General features: G+C 69.6%; 17 protein-coding genes, 1 pseudogene and 1 riboswitch. Of the genes and pseudogenes, 5 read left to right on the forward strand and 13 right to left on the reverse strand.

Annotated elements, in window-relative coordinates:
* Nucleotides 1-894: a DUF5672 family protein gene (locus tag R9X41_RS04890; protein ID WP_318633766.1), complete on the forward strand. Its 894-nt coding sequence runs from the start codon at nucleotides 1-3 to the stop codon at nucleotides 892-894.
* A gap of 152 nt (nucleotides 895-1,046) precedes the next feature.
* Nucleotides 1,047-2,087 (forward strand): F-box protein, encoded by a 1,041-nt coding sequence (locus R9X41_RS04895; protein WP_318633767.1) that lies wholly within the window; start codon nucleotides 1,047-1,049, stop codon nucleotides 2,085-2,087.
* 6 nt (nucleotides 2,088-2,093) lie between these two features.
* Here R9X41_RS04895 and thiD read toward each other — a convergent pair whose 3' ends face one another.
* From thiD to R9X41_RS23655, 7 genes and pseudogenes are all read right to left on the reverse strand, one after another.
* Nucleotides 2,094-3,683, reverse strand: a complete 1,590-nt coding sequence (gene thiD / locus R9X41_RS04900; protein ID WP_318633768.1) for a bifunctional hydroxymethylpyrimidine kinase/phosphomethylpyrimidine kinase — start codon at nucleotides 3,681-3,683, stop codon at nucleotides 2,094-2,096.
* Complete coding sequence (locus tag R9X41_RS04905) at nucleotides 3,680-4,510, reverse strand: thiazole synthase (protein ID WP_318633769.1); 831 nt, start codon at nucleotides 4,508-4,510, stop codon at nucleotides 3,680-3,682. Before R9X41_RS04905 ends, thiD begins: the two co-directional genes overlap by 4 nt.
* A 5-nt stretch (nucleotides 4,511-4,515) precedes the next feature.
* Nucleotides 4,516-4,725: a sulfur carrier protein ThiS gene (gene thiS / locus R9X41_RS04910; protein ID WP_318633770.1), complete on the reverse strand. Its 210-nt coding sequence runs from the start codon at nucleotides 4,723-4,725 to the stop codon at nucleotides 4,516-4,518.
* Complete coding sequence (locus R9X41_RS04915) at nucleotides 4,718-5,776, reverse strand: FAD-dependent oxidoreductase (protein WP_318633771.1); 1,059 nt, start codon at nucleotides 5,774-5,776, stop codon at nucleotides 4,718-4,720. The genes thiS and R9X41_RS04915 overlap by 8 nt, the downstream gene beginning before the upstream one ends.
* 1 nt (nucleotide 5,777) lies before the next feature.
* Entirely contained in the window at nucleotides 5,778-7,658 is a 1,881-nt protein-coding gene (gene thiC / locus R9X41_RS04920; RefSeq protein WP_318633772.1) for a phosphomethylpyrimidine synthase ThiC, read from the reverse strand.
* Between the two features lie 86 nt (nucleotides 7,659-7,744).
* Nucleotides 7,745-7,855, reverse strand: a riboswitch (TPP riboswitch).
* Between the two features lie 35 nt (nucleotides 7,856-7,890).
* Nucleotides 7,891-8,508, reverse strand: a complete 618-nt coding sequence (locus tag R9X41_RS04925; protein ID WP_318633773.1) for a PEP-CTERM sorting domain-containing protein — start codon at nucleotides 8,506-8,508, stop codon at nucleotides 7,891-7,893.
* 209 nt (nucleotides 8,509-8,717) lie between these two features.
* Nucleotides 8,718-8,825 (reverse strand): annotated as a pseudogene (locus R9X41_RS23655) (PEP-CTERM sorting domain-containing protein); the annotation flags it as partial.
* A gap of 425 nt (nucleotides 8,826-9,250) precedes the next feature.
* On the opposite strand from R9X41_RS23655, the gene R9X41_RS04935 reads away from it, so the two are divergent.
* Entirely contained in the window at nucleotides 9,251-9,403 is a 153-nt protein-coding gene (locus tag R9X41_RS04935; protein WP_318633774.1) for a hypothetical protein, read from the forward strand.
* Nucleotides 9,404-9,532: 129 nt separating this feature from the next.
* Here R9X41_RS04935 and R9X41_RS04940 read toward each other — a convergent pair whose 3' ends face one another.
* A complete protein-coding gene (locus R9X41_RS04940) occupies nucleotides 9,533-10,270 on the reverse strand; it encodes an HAD family hydrolase (protein WP_318633775.1) in 738 nt (245 codons plus the stop codon).
* A 165-nt stretch (nucleotides 10,271-10,435) separates the two neighbouring features.
* Between R9X41_RS04940 and R9X41_RS04945 the strand changes: the two genes are divergently transcribed.
* A complete protein-coding gene (locus R9X41_RS04945) occupies nucleotides 10,436-11,566 on the forward strand; it encodes an HD-GYP domain-containing protein (protein WP_318633776.1) in 1,131 nt (376 codons plus the stop codon).
* A 197-nt stretch (nucleotides 11,567-11,763) separates the two neighbouring features.
* Here the strand turns inward: R9X41_RS04945 and R9X41_RS04950 are convergent, their stop codons facing one another.
* Complete coding sequence (locus R9X41_RS04950; protein WP_318633777.1) at nucleotides 11,764-12,171, reverse strand: YchJ family protein; 408 nt, start codon at nucleotides 12,169-12,171, stop codon at nucleotides 11,764-11,766.
* 619 nt (nucleotides 12,172-12,790) lie between these two features.
* Between R9X41_RS04950 and R9X41_RS04955 the strand changes: the two genes are divergently transcribed.
* Entirely contained in the window at nucleotides 12,791-13,861 is a 1,071-nt protein-coding gene (locus R9X41_RS04955) for an alkene reductase (protein WP_318635154.1), read from the forward strand.
* Between the two features lie 13 nt (nucleotides 13,862-13,874).
* Here the strand turns inward: R9X41_RS04955 and R9X41_RS04960 are convergent, their stop codons facing one another.
* The 4 genes from R9X41_RS04960 to R9X41_RS04975 form a co-directional block, all read right to left on the reverse strand.
* Nucleotides 13,875-15,065 carry an acetyl-CoA C-acyltransferase gene (locus R9X41_RS04960; RefSeq protein ID WP_318633778.1) on the reverse strand — a complete coding sequence of 397 codons (1,191 nt, stop codon included), beginning with the start codon at nucleotides 15,063-15,065 and terminating at the stop codon, nucleotides 13,875-13,877.
* Nucleotides 15,066-15,135: 70 nt separating this feature from the next.
* On the reverse strand, nucleotides 15,136-15,828 hold the full coding sequence (can, locus tag R9X41_RS04965) for a carbonate dehydratase (protein ID WP_318633779.1): 693 nt from the start codon (nucleotides 15,826-15,828) through the stop codon (nucleotides 15,136-15,138).
* Nucleotides 15,825-16,256: a MerR family transcriptional regulator gene (locus R9X41_RS04970; protein WP_318633780.1), complete on the reverse strand. Its 432-nt coding sequence runs from the start codon at nucleotides 16,254-16,256 to the stop codon at nucleotides 15,825-15,827. Before R9X41_RS04970 ends, can begins: the two co-directional genes overlap by 4 nt.
* Before the next feature lie 92 nt (nucleotides 16,257-16,348).
* On the reverse strand, nucleotides 16,349-16,987 hold the full coding sequence (locus tag R9X41_RS04975) for an FMN-binding negative transcriptional regulator (protein WP_318633781.1): 639 nt from the start codon (nucleotides 16,985-16,987) through the stop codon (nucleotides 16,349-16,351).
* Nucleotides 16,988-17,009 lie beyond the last annotated feature (22 nt).

Raw genomic sequence — 17,009 nt, forward strand, 5'->3', positions numbered from 1 at the left:
ATGCCGGGCTTCTGCGACCTCACGGTGGTCAGCGTCACCGGCTGGCAGCCGGCCGCAGCCGGCGCGGCGCTGGCGGTGCAGCACAGCGCGCGCGAGCTTCCCGGCAGCGCCGCCTTGTTGATCAGTCCGCAGCGGCCGCCGCATCTGCCGGGCTGGGTGCGGCACGTGGCGGTGGCACCGTTCGGCTACATGGAATACAGCCTCTTCATGCTGTATGCGCTGCACCAGTTCATCGACACCGCCTTCGCCCTGGTCGTGCAGGACGATGGCTGGGTGCTGTCCGGCCGCAACTGGCAGAGCGCGTTCTTCGACTACGACTACATCGGCGCGCCCACGCACCTGGCGCTGGTGGACGACGGCCGGGCACCGGCGCACTATCAGCGCGGCTTTGCCTGGTGCCACGACGAGCCACCGGCATCTGGCAGCACGGCGGTGCCGGTGCTCAACGGCGGATTCTCGCTGCGCAGCCAGCGCCTGATGCGCATGCCGCGAGAACTCGGCCTGGCGTTCCAGGTGCCGCCGCCCATGCCCTGCGACCCGGCGGCAGGGCCCCCGCGCCTGCAGTGGGCACACGACATCGTTCTGGAGGACGTGTGGTTGTGTACGGTGGTGCGCGCTGCACTGGAGGCCGCCGGGCTGCGTTTCGCGCCGGTGCCGCTGGCGTGCGCATTCGCCATCGAGCATGCGGGCCGGGGTCTGCACCGGGGACGGGGACTGGAGCGCCTGCTGGGCCACCACAGCAAGTTCCGCAAGATCACGGCGCTGGCGGCGCCGGGCGCACCGCCGGCACTGCGCTACACGATCGGCCGCGCGCTGGCGTCCAGCATCTTCGGCGAGGATGACATCGTGCAGGGGTTCGAGCAGCTGGGCTGGCAGCTCGACTGGCCGGCCTGACCTTGCCCGCGCACGCCTGCGGCGGCGCGGGATCGTTTCGCACTGCCCCGCCGCGGCGCTTCCGGGCGCTGTCGCTGTCTTCGGCAGATGCGCGGCGCGCGCGCTGCCGCGTCGACCCAATGGCGGCTCCGTCACACTTTTCGGAAGACGCCATGTCCTTTCCCCCGCCCATTCATTGCGCGAACCCACCGATCACGCGGCTGACTTCCACGACCGGCCACGCCTCGCCCACCGACCCGGCCAGCCCGGTACAGGCGCCGGGGCTGCATGCCTTGAGCCCGCTGGAAAGATTGCCCGAGGAGATGCGCCAGATGATCTTTTCCTACCTGCCGCCCCGCGATACGGCCGCGCTGGCGGCGACCAGCCGCACGCTGCACCGCAGCGTGCACCGGTGGCCGTCGGTCGTGCCGCTGGCGGCCGCGCGGCTGGCCGACCGCATGCTGCGGTCTGACCGGCTGCCCAACGTGCTGGCCGAGGCCCTGTACGAGATGGAGTCGCTGCATCCGGTGCGGCATGCCGAGCCGGTGATCCATGCGGCCGCCGTCGCGCTGCTGGGCCTGCGGTCCGAGCATCGGCACGGCTGGCTGGAGCGGCTGTCGGTGGATGCGGCGACGATGGGTTTCCCGCCGCATACCCAGGCCCGCCTGGAGCGCACGCTCCAGGCGGTGAGCGATTTGAGCGTGCGGCCGTTCGGCCCGGATGCGGTCCATGGCGCGTTCGATACGCTGATCGACGCCACCGCCCATATGCCGCCGCATGCACAGGACCGGGTCGCCCGCGTGCTGGCCGAATGGCTCTGGCGGGGCGACCTGGGCTACCAGGGGTCGTTCGCGCAACGCGATCCCCGTGTGTTCGCGAAGTTCAGGCGCCTGCTCGACCAGGCCGCCGAATGGCCCCAGGAGCGTGCCATTCGGGTGTTGATACCGCTGCTGCTCGGCATTCGCCAGATGTATGCGGGCGATCACGGGCCGGCCTTCGAGGCCGCGATGCCGGTGATCCGGTGCCTGGGCCCGAAGCTGCGCACCATCGGCCTCGAATGCCTGCGGCGGGGCCTGGCCGGCCCGTGCGAGGGGGTCGACTATCGGCGCGAGCGCATCGAAGACGAGCTCTGCCAGGTGCCCGGCGCGGTGCATCTCGCGGCCCGCGCCGAGGTGGATCGTTACGAGCGCAAGCTGGACGCCACCCGCACCTGAGCGCGCTCACAGGCTGGGTGTCGGCCAGTCCGGCCAGTCCGGCCGGTCCCGCCCGTCCGGCGCCTTGCGGTGCGCCTCGGCGCGCGCCTGGGCGAGGGCGGCCTGCAGGCCCGGCACGGTCTGCGCCGGCCGCTCGCCCAGGCCGCGCACCACGCAGATGCCGTCGGCGCCGGTGCCGGCCGCCTGCCGCGCCCGGTCCGCGGTGAGGATGCCGCCGATGGCCACCACCGGCGCGCCCGCCATGGCCGTCCACCAGGCGAGGTTGTGCAGGCCCTGCGGCCGCCACGGCATCCGCTTGGTGAGCGTGGGCCAGACCGGGCCGCAGGCGATGTAGCGCGGCGCCAGCGAGCGGGCGCGGGCCAGCTCCCACAGGCTGTGCGCGCTGACGCCGAGTGCCGGCGCGCCCGGGGCCACCAGGGCTGCGCGCCCGGCGTCGTCGAGCAGGGCGATGTCTTCCTGGCCCAGGTGTACGCCGGGCGCGCCGGCGGCCACCGCCAGCGCGTGGTGGTCGTTGACAAAGAGCATCGCGCCGGCCGCTCGGCAGCAGGCCGTGGCAGCGGCGATCTCGTCGCGCAGCGGGTTCATCCATCCGGCGGCGGGCCGCGACGGTGACTTGATGCGCAGCTGCACCGTGCGCACGCCGGCCTCGACCACCTGCGCCACCCGCTCGGCACGGTCGACGATGGCGTAGAGGCCCAGGGCCGGCGGTGGCGTTGCCGCGAAGCCCGGCGCGATGAACGGTGCAAAGCGCGGCGCGGCGCACCAGCTCATCTGCGGCATCAGCGAAGCGTCCGACACGAAACCTGCCCGGGCACGCACCGGTCCCGCGCCGTGCCCGGCCGCCGCGCCGTGCCGCAGGGCCGACGCGGTCGCCATCTTGGCCAGTACCAGCGCATCGGCCGCCACGAAACCGCGCGCCAGGGCCGAGGCCGCGGCGGTGGCGAAGGTGCAGCCGGTGCCGTGGTGGTGCGGCGTGTCGATACGCGGCAGGGCCAGCCAGCCGTCGGCCTGCGGCGAGGCGACCCAGTCCAGCGCCAGGCCGTCGGTGGCGGGCTCATCGCCGCCGGTCACGCAGACGCTGGCCGCGCCGCGTGCGCGCAGGGCCGCCGCCAGCGTGGGCGACGGCGTGTCGTCGGGCAGGCCGGCCAGTCGTGCGGCCTCGCGTCGGTTGGGCGTGACCAGGCTGGCGCGCGGCAGCAGCAGTGCGCGGCAGGCAGCCAGGGTGGCGTCGTCGGCGAACGCGGCGCCGGTGCTGGCCGAGAGCACCGGGTCGACCACCAGCGCCACCGGGGCGCGGGCGCGCAAGCGGTCCACCCAATGCGCCACGCAGGCGACCTGCTGCGGGCCACCGAGCAGGCCGGTCTTGATGGCGGCCGGCGGCATGTCGTCCTGGAGCGCGGCGAACTGGGCTTCGAGCGTGGCGGTCGGCAGCAGGTCGATGCGTTGCACGCCCCGGGAGTTCTGCGCGGTGACGGCGGTCACCAGGGTGCACAGGTGCACGCCGCAGGCATCGGCCGCGCGCTGGTCGGCGGCGATGCCGGCGCCGCCGCCGCTGTCGGTGCCGGCGACCGTCCACACGATGGGCGGCGCCGTCATGCGGGGCCGATCAGGAAGGCATCGCCCGCCACCGGGGTGCTGGCCACGGCGAAGTCCTGCCGCGCGATCACGCCGGCGCGGCAGGCGGTGCGGCCGGCTTCGATGGCCAGGCGAAAGGCCCGGGCCATGGCGACCGGCTCGCGTGCCTGGGCCACGGCGGTGTTCAGCAGTACCGCGTCGAATCCCATCTCCAGCGCCTGGGCCGCATGCGACGGCGCACCGATGCCGGCGTCGACGATGAGCACCGCGTCCGGCAGTCGTTCGCGCAGCGTACGCAGCGCGAACGGGTTGATCAGCCCCTGGCCGGAGCCGATCGGCGCGCCCCAGGGCATCAGCACCGGGCAGCCGACGTCGAGCAGGCGGCGGCCGGTGACCAGGTCGTCGGTGCAGTAGGGCCAGACGACGAAGCCGTCGCGCACCAGTTCGCGCGCGGCGGCCACCAGCTCCAACGGGTCGGGCTGCAGGGTGTGCTCGTCGCCCACGACCTCCAGCTTGATCCAGGCGGTGCCGTAGAGCTCGCGCGCCATCTGCGCCAGCAGCACCGCCTCGCGCGCGCTACGGCAGCCGGCGGTGTTGGGCAGCAGCCGTGCGCCGACGGCCTCGGCGGCGCGCGCGACGGTGGCGACGAAGCCGTTGTCCGCGCCCGCGGCTAGCGCGCGGCGCAGCCCAACGGTGACGGCTGCAGGGGCGGCCGTGGCGATGGCGCGCGAGAGCGTGCCGGGCGAGGGATAGCCGGCGGTGCCCAGCAGGAATCGGCCGCGCAGCACGGTGCCGGCGACCTGCCAGTCGTCGGCGCCCGCATCGGCTGGATGCGTGATCGGTTCCATGGGTGTCAGCCTCCTACGATGGGACGCACCAGCAGCACCCGGTCGCCGGGCTGCAGGCCGGTGGCGGCGCGCCGTTCGCGCCGCACGAAGTCGCCGTTGACCGCGCTGGCGACCGATGTCGGCGCATGGTTCAGGGCCGCGATCAGCTCGGCCAGATTGCTGCCTTCGGGCACGTTGTGCGGCTGGTCGCCAAGCCGGATCTCGATGTCAGGCATGGGCGCTCTCCTGCCGCAGTCCGGTGGCGGCCAGGGCGTCGTCGACCAGCGCGGGCGCCACCAGCCAGCCGTGTCGGAACAGGCCGTTGATGCGCACGGTGCCTGCCGAGGTGTCGATGCAGGGCCGGTGGTCGGGCAGGGCGGGCCGGAGCTGGCGGTCGAGCCGTTCGATGCGGGCTTCGGCCAGCGCCGGCATCACGCTGTGGGCTGCGGCCATCAGCTCGACTGCGCTGCGCAGCGAGACCGGCGAGCGGTCTTCCGATTCGATCTCGCTGGCGCCGACGAACAACCGGTGCTGGCCGCGTGGCAGCAGATACACCGCATGGCGCGGATGCAGCAGCCGCACCGGCCGGGTCAGCCCGTGACCGGGCAGATGGAGCCAGACGGTCTCGCCGCGCACGCCGCGCAGCTCGCGCATCGGTCCGTGCTTTTCGCGGGCGCCGAGGCCGCGCACGTCGAACACGCGGTCGTAGCGGCCGGCGGCCGATGCGGCATCGACGGTGTGGGCGTCGAGCCGGTCGACCGGCGATCGCCAATGCCAGCGCACCGAGGCCGAGGCGCCGTCGTGCAGGCGCGCCAGCGTGGCGGGCGGATCGATCTGCGCCTCGCCCGGCAGCAGCCAGGCGTGGGCTGCGCCCGCCAGGGCGGGTTCCAGCGAGGTCAGCGCATCGGCGTCCAGCGCGCGGGGCGGCCGGGCGCTGGCCGACAGGCGTTGCAGCATGCGTTCGGCCATGGTCCGGTCGCCGCGATGCGCCAGCAGCAGGCTGCCGCGCTCGGTCAGCAGCGTGGGTTCCTCCAGCGCGTCGACGATGCCGCGCCACAGCGCGATGGAACGCCAGCCGAGCGTGGCGAGGTGCGCGTCGGCCCGGTCGAGTTCGGCGGTCGGGCTCAGCATGCCGGCTGCGCTGAAGGCGGCCGCGCCGTGGCCGTCGTAGCGCGGCAGGGGGCCGTCGGCGGGGTCGAAGACCTCCACCTCGTGGCCGGCGTGGCCGAGCCGCCAGGCCAGCAACCGGCCCAGCAGGCCGGCCCCGGCGATCGCGATGCGGGCCATCTCAGGCCGCCTGGATCGGGATGTAGACCTCGCCGCCGGCCGCGCGGAACTCGGCCGACTTGCCGGCCATGCCTTCGGCCAGCGCCGCCTGTTCGTCGAGCCCGCGTTCGGCCGCGAAGTCGCGCACCTCCTGCGAGATCTTCATGGAGCAGAACTTCGGTCCGCACATCGAGCAGAAATGGGCGGTCTTGCTGCTGTCTTTCGGCAGCGTCTCGTCGTGGAAGTCGCGGGCGGTGTCCGGGTCCAGGCCGAGGTTGAACTGGTCCTGCCAGCGGAATTCGAAGCGCGCCCGGCTCAGCGCGTCGTCGCGCGCCCGGGCGCCGGGATGGCCCTTGGCCACGTCGGCCGCGTGCGCGGCGATGCGGTAGGCGACGATGCCCTGCTTCACGTCGTCGCGGTCGGGCAGGCCCAGGTGTTCCTTGGGCGTGACGTAGCAGAGCATCGCGGTGCCGGCCCAGCCGATCATGGCCGCGCCGATGGCCGAGGCGATGTGGTCGTAGCCCGGCGCGATGTCGATGGTGAGCGGCCCGAGCGTGTAGAAGGGCGCCTCGTGGCACAGGCGCAGCTGCTCGTCCATGTTGGCCTGGATCAGGTGCATCGGCACATGGCCCGGGCCTTCGATCATGGTCTGCACGTCGTGCTTCCAGGCGATCTGCGTGAGCTCGCCCAGGGTGCGCAGCTCGGCGAACTGGGCCTCGTCGTTGGCGTCGGCGCCGGAGCCCGGGCGCAGTCCGTCGCCGAGCGAAAAGCTCACGTCGTACTGCTTCATGATGTCGCAGATGTCCTCGAAGCGGGTGTAGAGGAAGCTTTCGCGGTGGTGGGCGATGCACCACTTGGCCATGATCGAGCCGCCGCGCGAGACGATGCCGGTCATGCGCTTGGCGGTGAGGTGGATGAAGGGCAGGCGCAGGCCGGCGTGGATGGTGAAGTAGTCCACGCCCTGCTCGGCCTGCTCGATCAGCGTGTCGCGGTAGAGCTCCCAGGTCAGGTCCTCGGCGATGCCGCCCACCTTCTCCAGCGCCTGGTAGATCGGCACCGTGCCGATCGGCACCGGGCTGTTGCGCACGATCCAGTCGCGGGTGGTGTGGATCTGGCGGCCGGTGGAGAGGTCCATCACGTTGTCGGCGCCCCAGCGGATCGCCCAGACCAGTTTTTCCACCTCCTCCTCGATGCTGGAGGTGACCGCCGAATTGCCGATGTTGGCGTTGATCTTCACCTTGAAGTTGCGGCCGATGGCCATCGGCTCGACTTCCGGGTGGTTGATGTTGGCCGGGATGATGGCCCGGCCGCGCGCCACCTCGTCGCGCACGAACTCTGGGGTGATGACGCGCGGCAGCTGCGCGCCCATCGGGTGGCCGGCCACGCGGCGGGCGCGCTCGGTGTCGGCTTCGTAGGCGGCGCGCCATTCGGCGCGGCCGTTCTCGCGCAGGGCCACGTATTCCATCTCGGGCGTGACGATGCCGCGCCGCGCGTAGTGCATCTGGGTGACATTGCCGCCGCCGCGTGCACGGCGTGGGGTGCGCTGCAGGCCGGCGGCTTCGGCGCGCAGCCGGGCGATGGCGGCGCCGTCGCGCGCCTCATGGCTGCCGCCGTCGTCGAGCATGCGGGCGATGCGGCCGGCGTAGCTTTCGGTATCGCCGCGCTCGGCGATCCAGGCGCCGCGCACGTCGGGCAGGCCGCGCCGCACGTCGATGTCGGCCATGGGGTCGGAGTACGCGCCGGAGGTGTCGTAGAGCGAGACGACTTCACCGTTGGTCAGGGCCACATCGCGCACCGGCACTTGCAGGTCGGGCCGGCTGCCGGTGATGCGGCCCTTGCTCGAGGCGGGAAAGGGTTCGCGGCTTCGGGCGAGCAGCAGGGGGAAATCGGTGGGGGCATTCATGGGAGCACTCCGGTTGTCGGTGGACGGTGGGTGCTCCGCAAATCGTTCGGGGCCAGTGCGCCCCCGGACGGATGACGGCCGGGGGACTGGTGAACTGCAGCTCTTCTTACGCCGGTACTAACCGGTTCAAGTTCGCGGGTTCGGCGAAAGGAATCGCCGTCTCGGCATGTCGATGTCATGCACCCCGGAGCGGGGCGGATTCTAGGGGGCGGGTGGCGCGATGGTCAACCGGTCAGGTCGTCAGGGCGGGGTGTTTGGCGCGGCGGCGGGCGGCGGTGGAGACGAGGCCCAGGCCTGCGAGGAGCAGGGCGTAGGTTTCGGGCTCGGGGACGGCGGCAAGGGGGGCGTAGGCGATGGTGAGGTCGCGCAGGGCTATGTGGCCTCCTCCTAATAGGAAGTGAGAAATTTCGTTTGTTGGTCTTTGGAATCCGTGAAATTCACCGGCGCCTGTTGAATTATTGATCGATAAATCGTAATCTTCGATAAAATCGTAATTGCTGTCGAATATCGCCATATAGGCGTATTCTTCTGAGATTGAATTTAAGATTCCGCCAACCGCAGCCACGGGATTGGAAAAGGAGAACACGTAGGCTGAAGATAATCCACCAGCCACGGTATAGGCGGGTGTTCCGTCCCAGGTCCCATTGTCATTAAATCCAAAAAGGCCGGAATAGCCGAAAAGGCTGTTTTCACCGGTCCATGTGATCTCGGAGGTCACCTGATATTCGTCTACATAGGGATCTGTAAGTTCTGGAAAGGAAATCTTTTGTCCCGTGATGGAGGTCACCAGTGAGGCTTGCGCTGTCGAAAAAGTCAATGCGGCACTAAGAATTAAAAAGACGGATTTCACTACGTATTTCCTGGTTTAAGGAGTTTTGACAATGGGTGTTCGAATTCGATCAAAAAATTTGGTCGGAATTCGATATCCATTTTGATGACGTGCGATCCGTGGAGTTGGAATTTTTATAGAGCCTTATGGCTTATGCAGTTGCTCCATCAAGACTTGCATAAGGAAGTTTCCGCAGTCCGCCAACCTGACCGCCGTTCGGGGCCGTCTACTCAAGCAAGCTGGATGGGTCGTACAGCGCGGCGGCGAGCGATAGTGCCGATGGAGCCAAGCCCTGCAAGGAGCATGGCGCAGACCTCGGGTTCCGGGACGGCGGCGACCGGGGCGTAGGCGTAGGTCAGGCTGCGCAAACCGACGTGGCCGTCTTTCAATTCGAATACCGAGATGGAATTGCTCGTCGTTTGAAAACCGCGGAACTCGCCGTCGTATGGCACCACGTTCAATGGCGACGATTCGATCAGGTTTCCAGCTGTCGTAGATTGCCATGCTGGAGTCGTAATGACTCAAATGGTGGATGAAACCGCCGACTGCGGCGACCGGCGAATCGAAAGTGAATCGGATGCTTTCAGTGGCGCTCGACAGAAACGTGAATGGGAGGTTTCCGCCCCATAGGCCGTTGTCGCCGAATCCGACATATTGGTTGTGTGCAAACAAAGACGTGGCGGTGGCGCTCCAGGTGATGCCGGGCGCCATGGGGTGCGGATCCGTCCCGTCATAATGCGACGTCCCATAAGAAGGCAGACCGATGTCCGTTCCGGTCAGCCACGTGACTGGCGTGGCGTGGGCGGTCGACAAAGCCGGGCCGCAGCAGGCGATCAAACATAATCACTTCACGCTGCATTTTCTCTGGTCGAAGGAGCCGGATAATGGCAGGCTTCCATCCCATGGTGGGATCTGACCCGGTGTGAATTATTGAAAACGCACCGTCACAAAACCGAATCGTTGCAGATCCTCCCGGCTTACTGCGGGCATTCCATGTCGCCTTGCGAAAACAAGTTTCTCCGGTTACTTGGTCTGCCCGCGCGTTTTAGTCTGCCGGCCGGGTCAGCCAGTCGGCGATCTCGGCCATGCTGCCGAATACGCGCGTCACGCCCGCCGCCAGCAAGTCCGTCGTCGCGCTGTGCCCGGGCCCGCCCGGGTTGTAGCCGAACACCGTCGCGCCCGCGGCCACGCCGGCAGTGGCACCGGTGACCGTGTCCTCGACCACGGCGCAGCGTTTCGGGTCCACGCCCAGCGCGGCGGCAGCGTGCAGGTAGACATCCGGATAGGGCTTGCTGCGCGGCTGGTCGTGGCCGCTGAAGTAACGGCCGTCGAAGCAGTCGATCAGGTCGATCTTGCGCAATTGCAGTTCGATCTTTCCACGGTCGGCGCCCGAGGCGCAGGCGATGCGCCCGCCGTAGGCCGCGTGGATGCGGCGCACGGCTTCGGGCGCGCCGGGAATCGCGACCAGCTCGGCCTGCAGCCGCTCGTTGCGGCGCTGCCAGAACTCGGCGAACCATTGCGGCGTGAGCGGCCGGCCGGTCTGTGCCTCGATCAGCGCGGACTCGTCCTTCACGGCCTTGCCGACGAAGATGCGCATGACCTCGGCATGGGTCAGCGTCCAGCCGCGTTCTTCGAGCATGTCGCGCAGCACGGCGCCGGTGATGGGTTCGGAGTCGACCAGCACGCCGTCGCAGTCGAACAACACGGCGTCGAAGGGCAACGGGGTGGCCTGTTGGGCCGGGGTGGAGGAGGGAGCGGCGGCGAAGGAAGTGGTGTCGGTCATGCGGCGATTTTGACCAACGCGCATGACCTCGCTGCACGAACGCCGGAATTACCGCCGAAATGCCCGCCAGTTAGCGGTTTATCACCAGGGGGCAAACCCGTAACATTTGGCGGTCCATTTCATTTCCTACACGTCGGTCGCGGCGTGAGGCCCGAGGTTTTTGCGATGCAGCTGATTCCCTTCGACGAAGTACGACTGCAGGTGGTCGCGGGCGCGGCGCTGCCGTGGGATGTGCGCACCGCCAGCGGCGAGCTGCTGCTGGCACGCGGGCAGGTGGTGCGCGACATCGGCATGGCCGACGCGTTGCAGGCGCGTGGCGCTTTCGTCGACATCGCGGTGCCCGGCATGGGCGATGCGGAAGACGGCCCGGACTATCAGGACGACACCCTGCCCAACCGCTGGCTCACGCTCGAAGCCCGCATCGGTGGCCTGTTGCGCGCGCCGGGCGACGGACTGTTTCTGGCGCGGCTTCGGCAGGCGCTGGCTTCGGTCGTGTCGACCGCGCAGGAGCATTCGGACGAGCTGGTCTACCTGATCCTGCGCCACGACCACACGCGGCTCAACAACTACGGCGTGGCCCACGCGCTGCATTGCGCGGCCCTGTGCGCGGTGCTGGCGCAGCGCATCGGCTGGAGCGGCACGCGCTGCGTGAGCCTGGTCGGCGCGGCGCTGACGATGAACATGTCCATCCTCGACCTGCAGGGCCGGCTGGCCTCCGAAGGCGTGCCGCCGACCGAGGCCGAGCGCGAGGAGATCGCCCAGCATCCGCTGGCCAGCGCCCGCATGCTGCGTGCTGCAGGATTGAGCGATGCCGAATGGCTGCTGGCGGTGGAGCAGCACCACGAGGTGCATGGCGGTGGCGGCTATCCGAACAGGGTCGAGGGGCCGAGCGAGATGTCGCAGCTGCTGCGGCTGGTGGACATCTTCACCGCCAAGCACAGCCCGCGTACCGGACGCGGCCCGCTGCCGGCGCACCAGGCCGCGCGCGAGCTGTTCCTGCAGAGCCGCAACGATCCGTTCGCCAGCATCCTCATCAAGGAGCTGGGCATTTATCCGCCGGGCTGCTTCGTGCTGCTGGCCGGCGGCGAGACGGCGGTGGTGACCCACGTGGGCGAGAGCGCCCGTACGCCGAAGGTGGCGGTGATCATCAACCGCCACGGCGAGGCGCTGATGCAGCCGCTGCGGCGCGATACGGCGCTGCCGCAGTTCGCGATTCAGAAGACGGTGCCGGATCGCCTGGTGCGGGTGGCGGTGTCGGCCGATGTGCTGTATGGCCGGCGGCCGACGTATCTTTAGCCCCTCGGCTTTTTCACTTCGCTTCGCTGCGTGTAAACGCCATCCCCCGCGGGGATGGCTTCGCCGAGTCCAGGCAAACCCTGGCCTGCCTCTACGGGGATATGAGCGGTTTCATGGTGCTGCGCCCACCGTCTTGCCGCATTGACCGGCGCGGGTTTCGACGGCGCGCCCGGAGGCGATTGCGTTGGAAGCGGCGCTCAGGCGATGTCGCCGTTCTGGTAGTACCAGCGGCCGTCTTCGCGCACGAAACGGCTCTTTTCCTGAAGACGGTGTGCTCTGCCACTCGCATCGCGTTGGCGGGCGACGAATGTGACTTCGGCATGGTCGGTGTCGATTGGCCGAAACGACTTCACCTCCAGTCCCAACCACCGGGTGCCCGGGTCGAATTCGACCGTCGCGGGGCGGAAATCCGGGTGCCAGGTGGCCAGCAGATAGGCCTCGCGCTCCAGCACGAAGGCGCTGTAGCGCGAACGCATGAGGGCTTGGGCGTCGGGGGCGGGGGCATCGTCGAAGTGTTCCAGCCAACGGCCGCAGCAGTCGCGGTAGGGCAGGGGGCGGCCTCGTGCGTCGGGTCGACCGCAGGAGCAGGGATCGGTGTCTTTCATGGGGCGGGCGGCGCGGCGGCCGCGTCGGGGGTGTGGTGTCGGATGAGGAGATCGTGCCGGAAAACGCCGTCGAATAAATCGACGACCGCGCGCACCCGGGCCGCCTGCCGCGCGCTGCGCAAGAAGCTTGCTCGGCCTGGCTTTGCTGGCCTTGCCGGCGCAGGCGGCCCAACCCCTGCAGCGCTCGGCCGCCGTGCAGGACGGGCCGGGTGATGCGGTCGAGCAATGGCTGCAGGCGGTCGACAGCGGCGATGCCGCCGCCATGGAACGTCTGAACGACGACGCCACGATGGCCTACACCCTCACCGACAACGCGCTGCACGGCCGCGCCACGATCGTCGGCGGCTACCGCGACATGTTCAGCAAGTACCGCGCGCATGCCACGATTTCGGACGCCCATTGCTGCACAGCGGCGAAGTCCTGGTTTCGTGGGGACTATTCACCCTCGAACTGCAACCGCGCGAGGGCGGCGATATGGTCCGGCTCCAGGGCCGCTTCTCCGATGTGGCGCGCCGCGCGGCCGAAGGCTGGCGCTACGTGGTGGACCACGCTTCGCTGTTGCCCGAGGCGCCGTGACCGGCCGGTTTTCGCTTTCCTGTCTTCACTACAAAAGTCGCATATGACCACCCTGTTTTCCCCGCTGCAGATGGGCGCGCTGTCGCTCAAGAACCGCATCGTGATGGCCCCGCTGACCCGCACCCGCGCGATCGGCCCGGGCCGCGTGCCCAACCGCCTCATGGCCGACTACTACGCCCAGCGGGCCGGCGCCGGCCTGATCCTGAGCGAGGCCACCTCGGTCACGCCGATGGGCGTGGGTTACCCGCGCACGCCGGGCATCTGGTCGGACGAGCAGGTGCAAGGCTGGAAGCTGGTGACCGACGCGGTGCACGCGGCCGGCGGCCTGATCGTGCTGCAGCTCTGGCACGTGGGCCGCATCTCCAGCCCCGACTATCTGGACGGCCGCACCCCGGTGGCGCCGAGCGCGATCGCGCCCCAGGGCCATGTCAGCCTGATCCGCCCGCAGCAGGCCTATGTGCAGCCGCGTGCGCTGGAGCTCGCCGAGATCGCCGAGGTGGTGGAGGCCTACCGCGTGGGCGCGGCCAACGCCAAGCGCGCCGGCTTCGACGGCGTGCAGCTGCACGGCGCCAACGGCTATCTGCTCGACCAGTTCCTGCAGGACGGCACCAACCGCCGCACCGACGCCTACGGCGGCTCCATCGAGAACCGTGCCCGCCTGCTGCTGGAGGCGACCGACGCGGCCATCTCGGTGTGGGGCGCCGACCGTGTCGGCATGCACCTGGCGCCGCGCGCCGACTCGCACGACATGGGTGATTCGGACCTGGCGGCCACCTTCGGCTACGTGGCGCGCGAACTCGGCCGCCGTGGCATCGCCTTCATCGCCGCACGCGAGTCGCAGGCCGCGCCGCGCCTGGGGCCGCAGCTCAAGGCGGCGTTCGGCGGCGCCTACATCGCCAACGAAGGTCTGGACCAGGCGGCCGGCCAGAAGCTGCTGGACGCGGGCGAGGCTGACGCGGTGGCCTACGGCAAGCTGTTCATCGCCAACCCGGACCTGCCGGCGCGCTTCGAGGCTGGCGCGCCGCTCAATGCCTGGGATGCCGGCACCTTCTACGCCGAAGGCGCGCATGGCTTTACCGACTACCCGGCGCTGAGCGAAACCGCCGCCGCCTGAGCGGCCCGCGTCGCTAGAGCAGCTCGACCGCCATGGCGGTCGCCTCGCCGCCGCCGATGCACAGCGTGGCCAGTCCACGCCGCGCACCGCGGTCGCGCAAGGCGTGCAGCAGTGTCACCAGAATGCGCGCGCCCGAGGCGCCGATGGGGTGGCCCAGCGCGCAGGCGCCGCCGCGCACGTTGACGATGTCGTGGCCGATGTCGAGTTCGCGCATCAAGGCCATCGGCACCACCGCGAAGGCTTCGTTGACCTCCCACAGGTCGACGTCGCCCACGTTCCAGCCGGCCTTGGCCAATGCCTTCTGTGTGGCGCCGACCGGCGCGGTGGTGAACCATTCGGGCGCCTGCGCATGCATGGCGTGCGACACGATGCGGGCCAGCGGCTTGGCGCCCAGCTTCTGCGCGGTGGAGCTCCGCATCATCACCAGCGCGGCGGCGCCATCGTTGATGGACGAACTGGACGCGGCGGTGATGGTGCCGTCCTTCTGGAACGCCGGCTTGAGCTGCGGGATCTTGTCGAGCTTGATCTTGCCCGGGCCTTCGTCGATGGAGACGACGGTGTCGCCACCGCGGCCCTTCACCGTGACCGGCGCGATCTCGGCGGCGAAGCTGCCGTCCAGCGTGGCGGCGTGGGCACGCTGCACGCTGGTGGTGGCGAAGGCGTCCTGCGCCTGGCGGGTGAAGCCGTAGTGCGCGGCGCATTCCTCGCCGAAGGTGCCCATGGAGCGGCCGGCCTGGTAGGCGTCTTCCAGGCCGTCGAGCATCATGTGGTCGAAGATCTGTCCGTGGCCGATGCGGATGCCGGCGCGGCCCTTGGGCAGCAGGTGCGGCGCGTTGGTCATGCTCTCCATGCCGCCGGCGACGACGACCTCGTGGCTGCCGGCCAGCAGCATGTCGTGGGCCAGCATCGCGGCCTTCATGCCGGAGCCGCACATCTTGCTGAGCGTGACCGCGCCGGCGCTCTTGGGCAGTCCGCCCTTGAACGCCGCCTGCCGCGCCGGCGCCTGGCCCTGACCGGCCATGAGGCAGTTGCCGAAGAGCACTTCGCCGACCAGGTCTGGTGCGATGCCGGCGCGTTCCATGGCGGCGGCGATGGCCACGCCGCCGAGGTCATGTGCGGCCAGGCTGGCGAAGTCGCCCTGAAAGCCGCCCATGGGCGTGCGGGCGGCACCGACGATGACGATGGGGTCTGTCTGCTGGGTCATGGTTTTTGTCTCCTTGTTTCTGGTTGACCGACGCGATTTGCAAGCGCCGCCGATGCGAACGCGGCGGGGACTAGCCTGCGCGGCGCTTCAGGGCGATGCGCTCCAGCGCTGCGAGGTAGAGCCCGTCGAGCGAGTCCCCGCCCGACACGCGCAGCCCCAGGTCTTGCAGCAGACCGTCGTGCACGCCGAAGGCCCAACCGTGTACCGATACCTTCTGGCCGCGCGCCCAGGCGTCGAGCATGACGGTGCTGACGCAGACGTTGACCACCTGTTCGATCACGTTCAGGTCGCACAGCGCATCGGCGCGCTGGCCTTCGGGCAGGCCTTCGATGAGGGTGCGGTGCCGGTCGCGGGTGCTCTGGATGTGGCGCAGCCAGTTGTCGGCCAGGCCGATGCGGGCGCCTTCGAGCGCAGCCTGTACGCCGGAACAGCCGTAGTGGCCGACGACCATGATGTGCTCGACCTTCAGCCGTTCCACCGCGAACTGGATCGCCGACAGGGCGTTGAGGTCGGAGTGCACCACGATGTTGGCGACGTTGCGGTGCACGAAGACTTCGCCCGGCTCCAGGCCGGTGATCTGGTTGGCCGGCACGCGGCTGTCGGAGCAGCCGATCCACATGTACTTGGGCGTCTGCTGCTTGACCAGGCCGGAGAAGAAGTTGGGACGATCGCGCAACATCTGCGCGGCCCACTGGCGGTTGTGGGTGAACAGGTCGTCGATGGTGGGCGCGGTCGGGGCGGTCGGTGGAGTTGGTGCGTTCATGTTTCTAGGGTTGAAGTGTTGCGCTGCGCCTTGGCCAGCTGGCCGCGTGCCTTGCGTTCGCGGGCGCGGATCTCGTCGATGTCGGTCTGCAGTTCCGCCATGCGTGCCTCGAGTTCCCCGCGATGCGCGGCCAGCAGTTCGAGCAGGCGTTGCAGCTGCGCGGCGGTGTCCTGCGGGCCGTCGTACATGTCGAGCAGCTCGCGCGCTTCGGTCAGGCTCAGGCCCAGGCGCTTGGCGCGCAGCGTGAGCATGAGCCGGGCGCGGTCGCGTGCGCTGTAGACCCGGGTCCGGCTATTGGCGCCCTGGCGGGCAGGCTGGATCAGCCCGACGTCTTCGTAGAAACGGATCGCGCGGGTGGTCAGGTCGAACTCGCGGGCGAGCTCGCCGATGGAGTAGGTGACGACGACGGCCTGCTGGGTGGACGGCACGGGGGCTTTCGGCGGTGCTGGGCCGCTATTTTACTTTGACGTCAACGTCATTCCGAATCGGTGCCGGCCCGGGGGGGGGCAGGCCCTGGGTTTCAGCTCGACGGTGGTCCGCCGGCCTCGCGCATCGCCTGGGCGACTTCGGGATGCGCGTTGCGGTCCAGGCCGTCGGCGGCGCCGAGGCGGTCGCGGGTTTCCTTGTTCTGGCTGAGCTTGTACTTGCCGACGATGCGCTCGATGTCGATCTCGATGCCGACGATGGCCCGGAGCATGCCGTCGATGAAGTCGGTCGCGGAATCGCCCATGCGCCAGGGCCGGGGCTCGGATGCTTCGTGGGCGCGAGTGAGCCGGGCGACGACGCCGCGCACGAACTTCTCGTCGTCGCGAAAACGCAGGCGGCCGTGTACATGCACCACCCGGTAGTTCCAGGTGGGCACCTGGCGATGGGTCTCGTGCTTGCTCGGGTACCAGTTGGGCGAGATGTAGGCGTCGCCGGCGCGGAAGATGGCCAGCACCGGGGCGCCGTCGGGCACGTCGTGCAGCAGCGGGTTGGCGCGGGCGATGTGGGCGATCAGCCGGCCGTGCGGACCGGCGGCGGGGTCGAATTCGAAGGGCAGGTGGTTGGCGTCCGGGCCGTCCGGTCCCTGGGTGACCAGGGTGGCGAAGGGGTGCTCGCGCAGCACGCGGTGCAATTCCTGCGGGCGGCTTTCGGCGAAGTGGGGCGGGAGGTACATGGGTGGGGAGGGCACTGGTTGG

The organism is Xylophilus sp. GOD-11R, assembly GCF_033546935.1.
Classification (GTDB): Bacteria; Pseudomonadota; Gammaproteobacteria; order Burkholderiales; family Burkholderiaceae_C; genus Xylophilus.

What these genes read in the sequence shown, in the direction of transcription:
- thiD (WP_318633768.1), bottom strand. Translation starts at nt 3,683, where the DNA reads ATGACGGCGCCGCCCATCGTGTGGACGGTCGCCGGCACCGACAGCGGC.
- R9X41_RS04950 (WP_318633777.1), bottom strand. Translation starts at nt 12,171, where the DNA reads ATGAAAGACACCGATCCCTGCTCCTGCGGTCGACCCGACGCACGAGGC.
- R9X41_RS04915 (WP_318633771.1), bottom strand. Translation starts at nt 5,776, where the DNA reads ATGGCCCGCATCGCGATCGCCGGGGCCGGCCTGCTGGGCCGGTTGCTG.
- R9X41_RS04895 (WP_318633767.1), top strand. Translation starts at nt 1,047, where the DNA reads ATGTCCTTTCCCCCGCCCATTCATTGCGCGAACCCACCGATCACGCGG.
- can (WP_318633779.1), bottom strand. Translation starts at nt 15,828, where the DNA reads ATGAACGCACCAACTCCACCGACCGCCCCGACCGCGCCCACCATCGAC.
- R9X41_RS04935 (WP_318633774.1), top strand. Translation starts at nt 9,251, where the DNA reads ATGTCCGTTCCGGTCAGCCACGTGACTGGCGTGGCGTGGGCGGTCGAC.
- thiS (WP_318633770.1), bottom strand. Translation starts at nt 4,725, where the DNA reads ATGCCTGACATCGAGATCCGGCTTGGCGACCAGCCGCACAACGTGCCC.
- R9X41_RS04945 (WP_318633776.1), top strand. Translation starts at nt 10,436, where the DNA reads ATGCAGCTGATTCCCTTCGACGAAGTACGACTGCAGGTGGTCGCGGGC.
- thiC (WP_318633772.1), bottom strand. Translation starts at nt 7,658, where the DNA reads ATGAATGCCCCCACCGATTTCCCCCTGCTGCTCGCCCGAAGCCGCGAA.
- R9X41_RS04890 (WP_318633766.1), top strand. Translation starts at nt 1, where the DNA reads ATGCCGGGCTTCTGCGACCTCACGGTGGTCAGCGTCACCGGCTGGCAG.
- R9X41_RS04940 (WP_318633775.1), bottom strand. Translation starts at nt 10,270, where the DNA reads ATGACCGACACCACTTCCTTCGCCGCCGCTCCCTCCTCCACCCCGGCC.
- R9X41_RS04960 (WP_318633778.1), bottom strand. Translation starts at nt 15,065, where the DNA reads ATGACCCAGCAGACAGACCCCATCGTCATCGTCGGTGCCGCCCGCACG.
- R9X41_RS04905 (WP_318633769.1), bottom strand. Translation starts at nt 4,510, where the DNA reads ATGGAACCGATCACGCATCCAGCCGATGCGGGCGCCGACGACTGGCAG.
- R9X41_RS04955 (WP_318635154.1), top strand. Translation starts at nt 12,791, where the DNA reads ATGACCACCCTGTTTTCCCCGCTGCAGATGGGCGCGCTGTCGCTCAAG.
- R9X41_RS04975 (WP_318633781.1), bottom strand. Translation starts at nt 16,987, where the DNA reads ATGTACCTCCCGCCCCACTTCGCCGAAAGCCGCCCGCAGGAATTGCAC.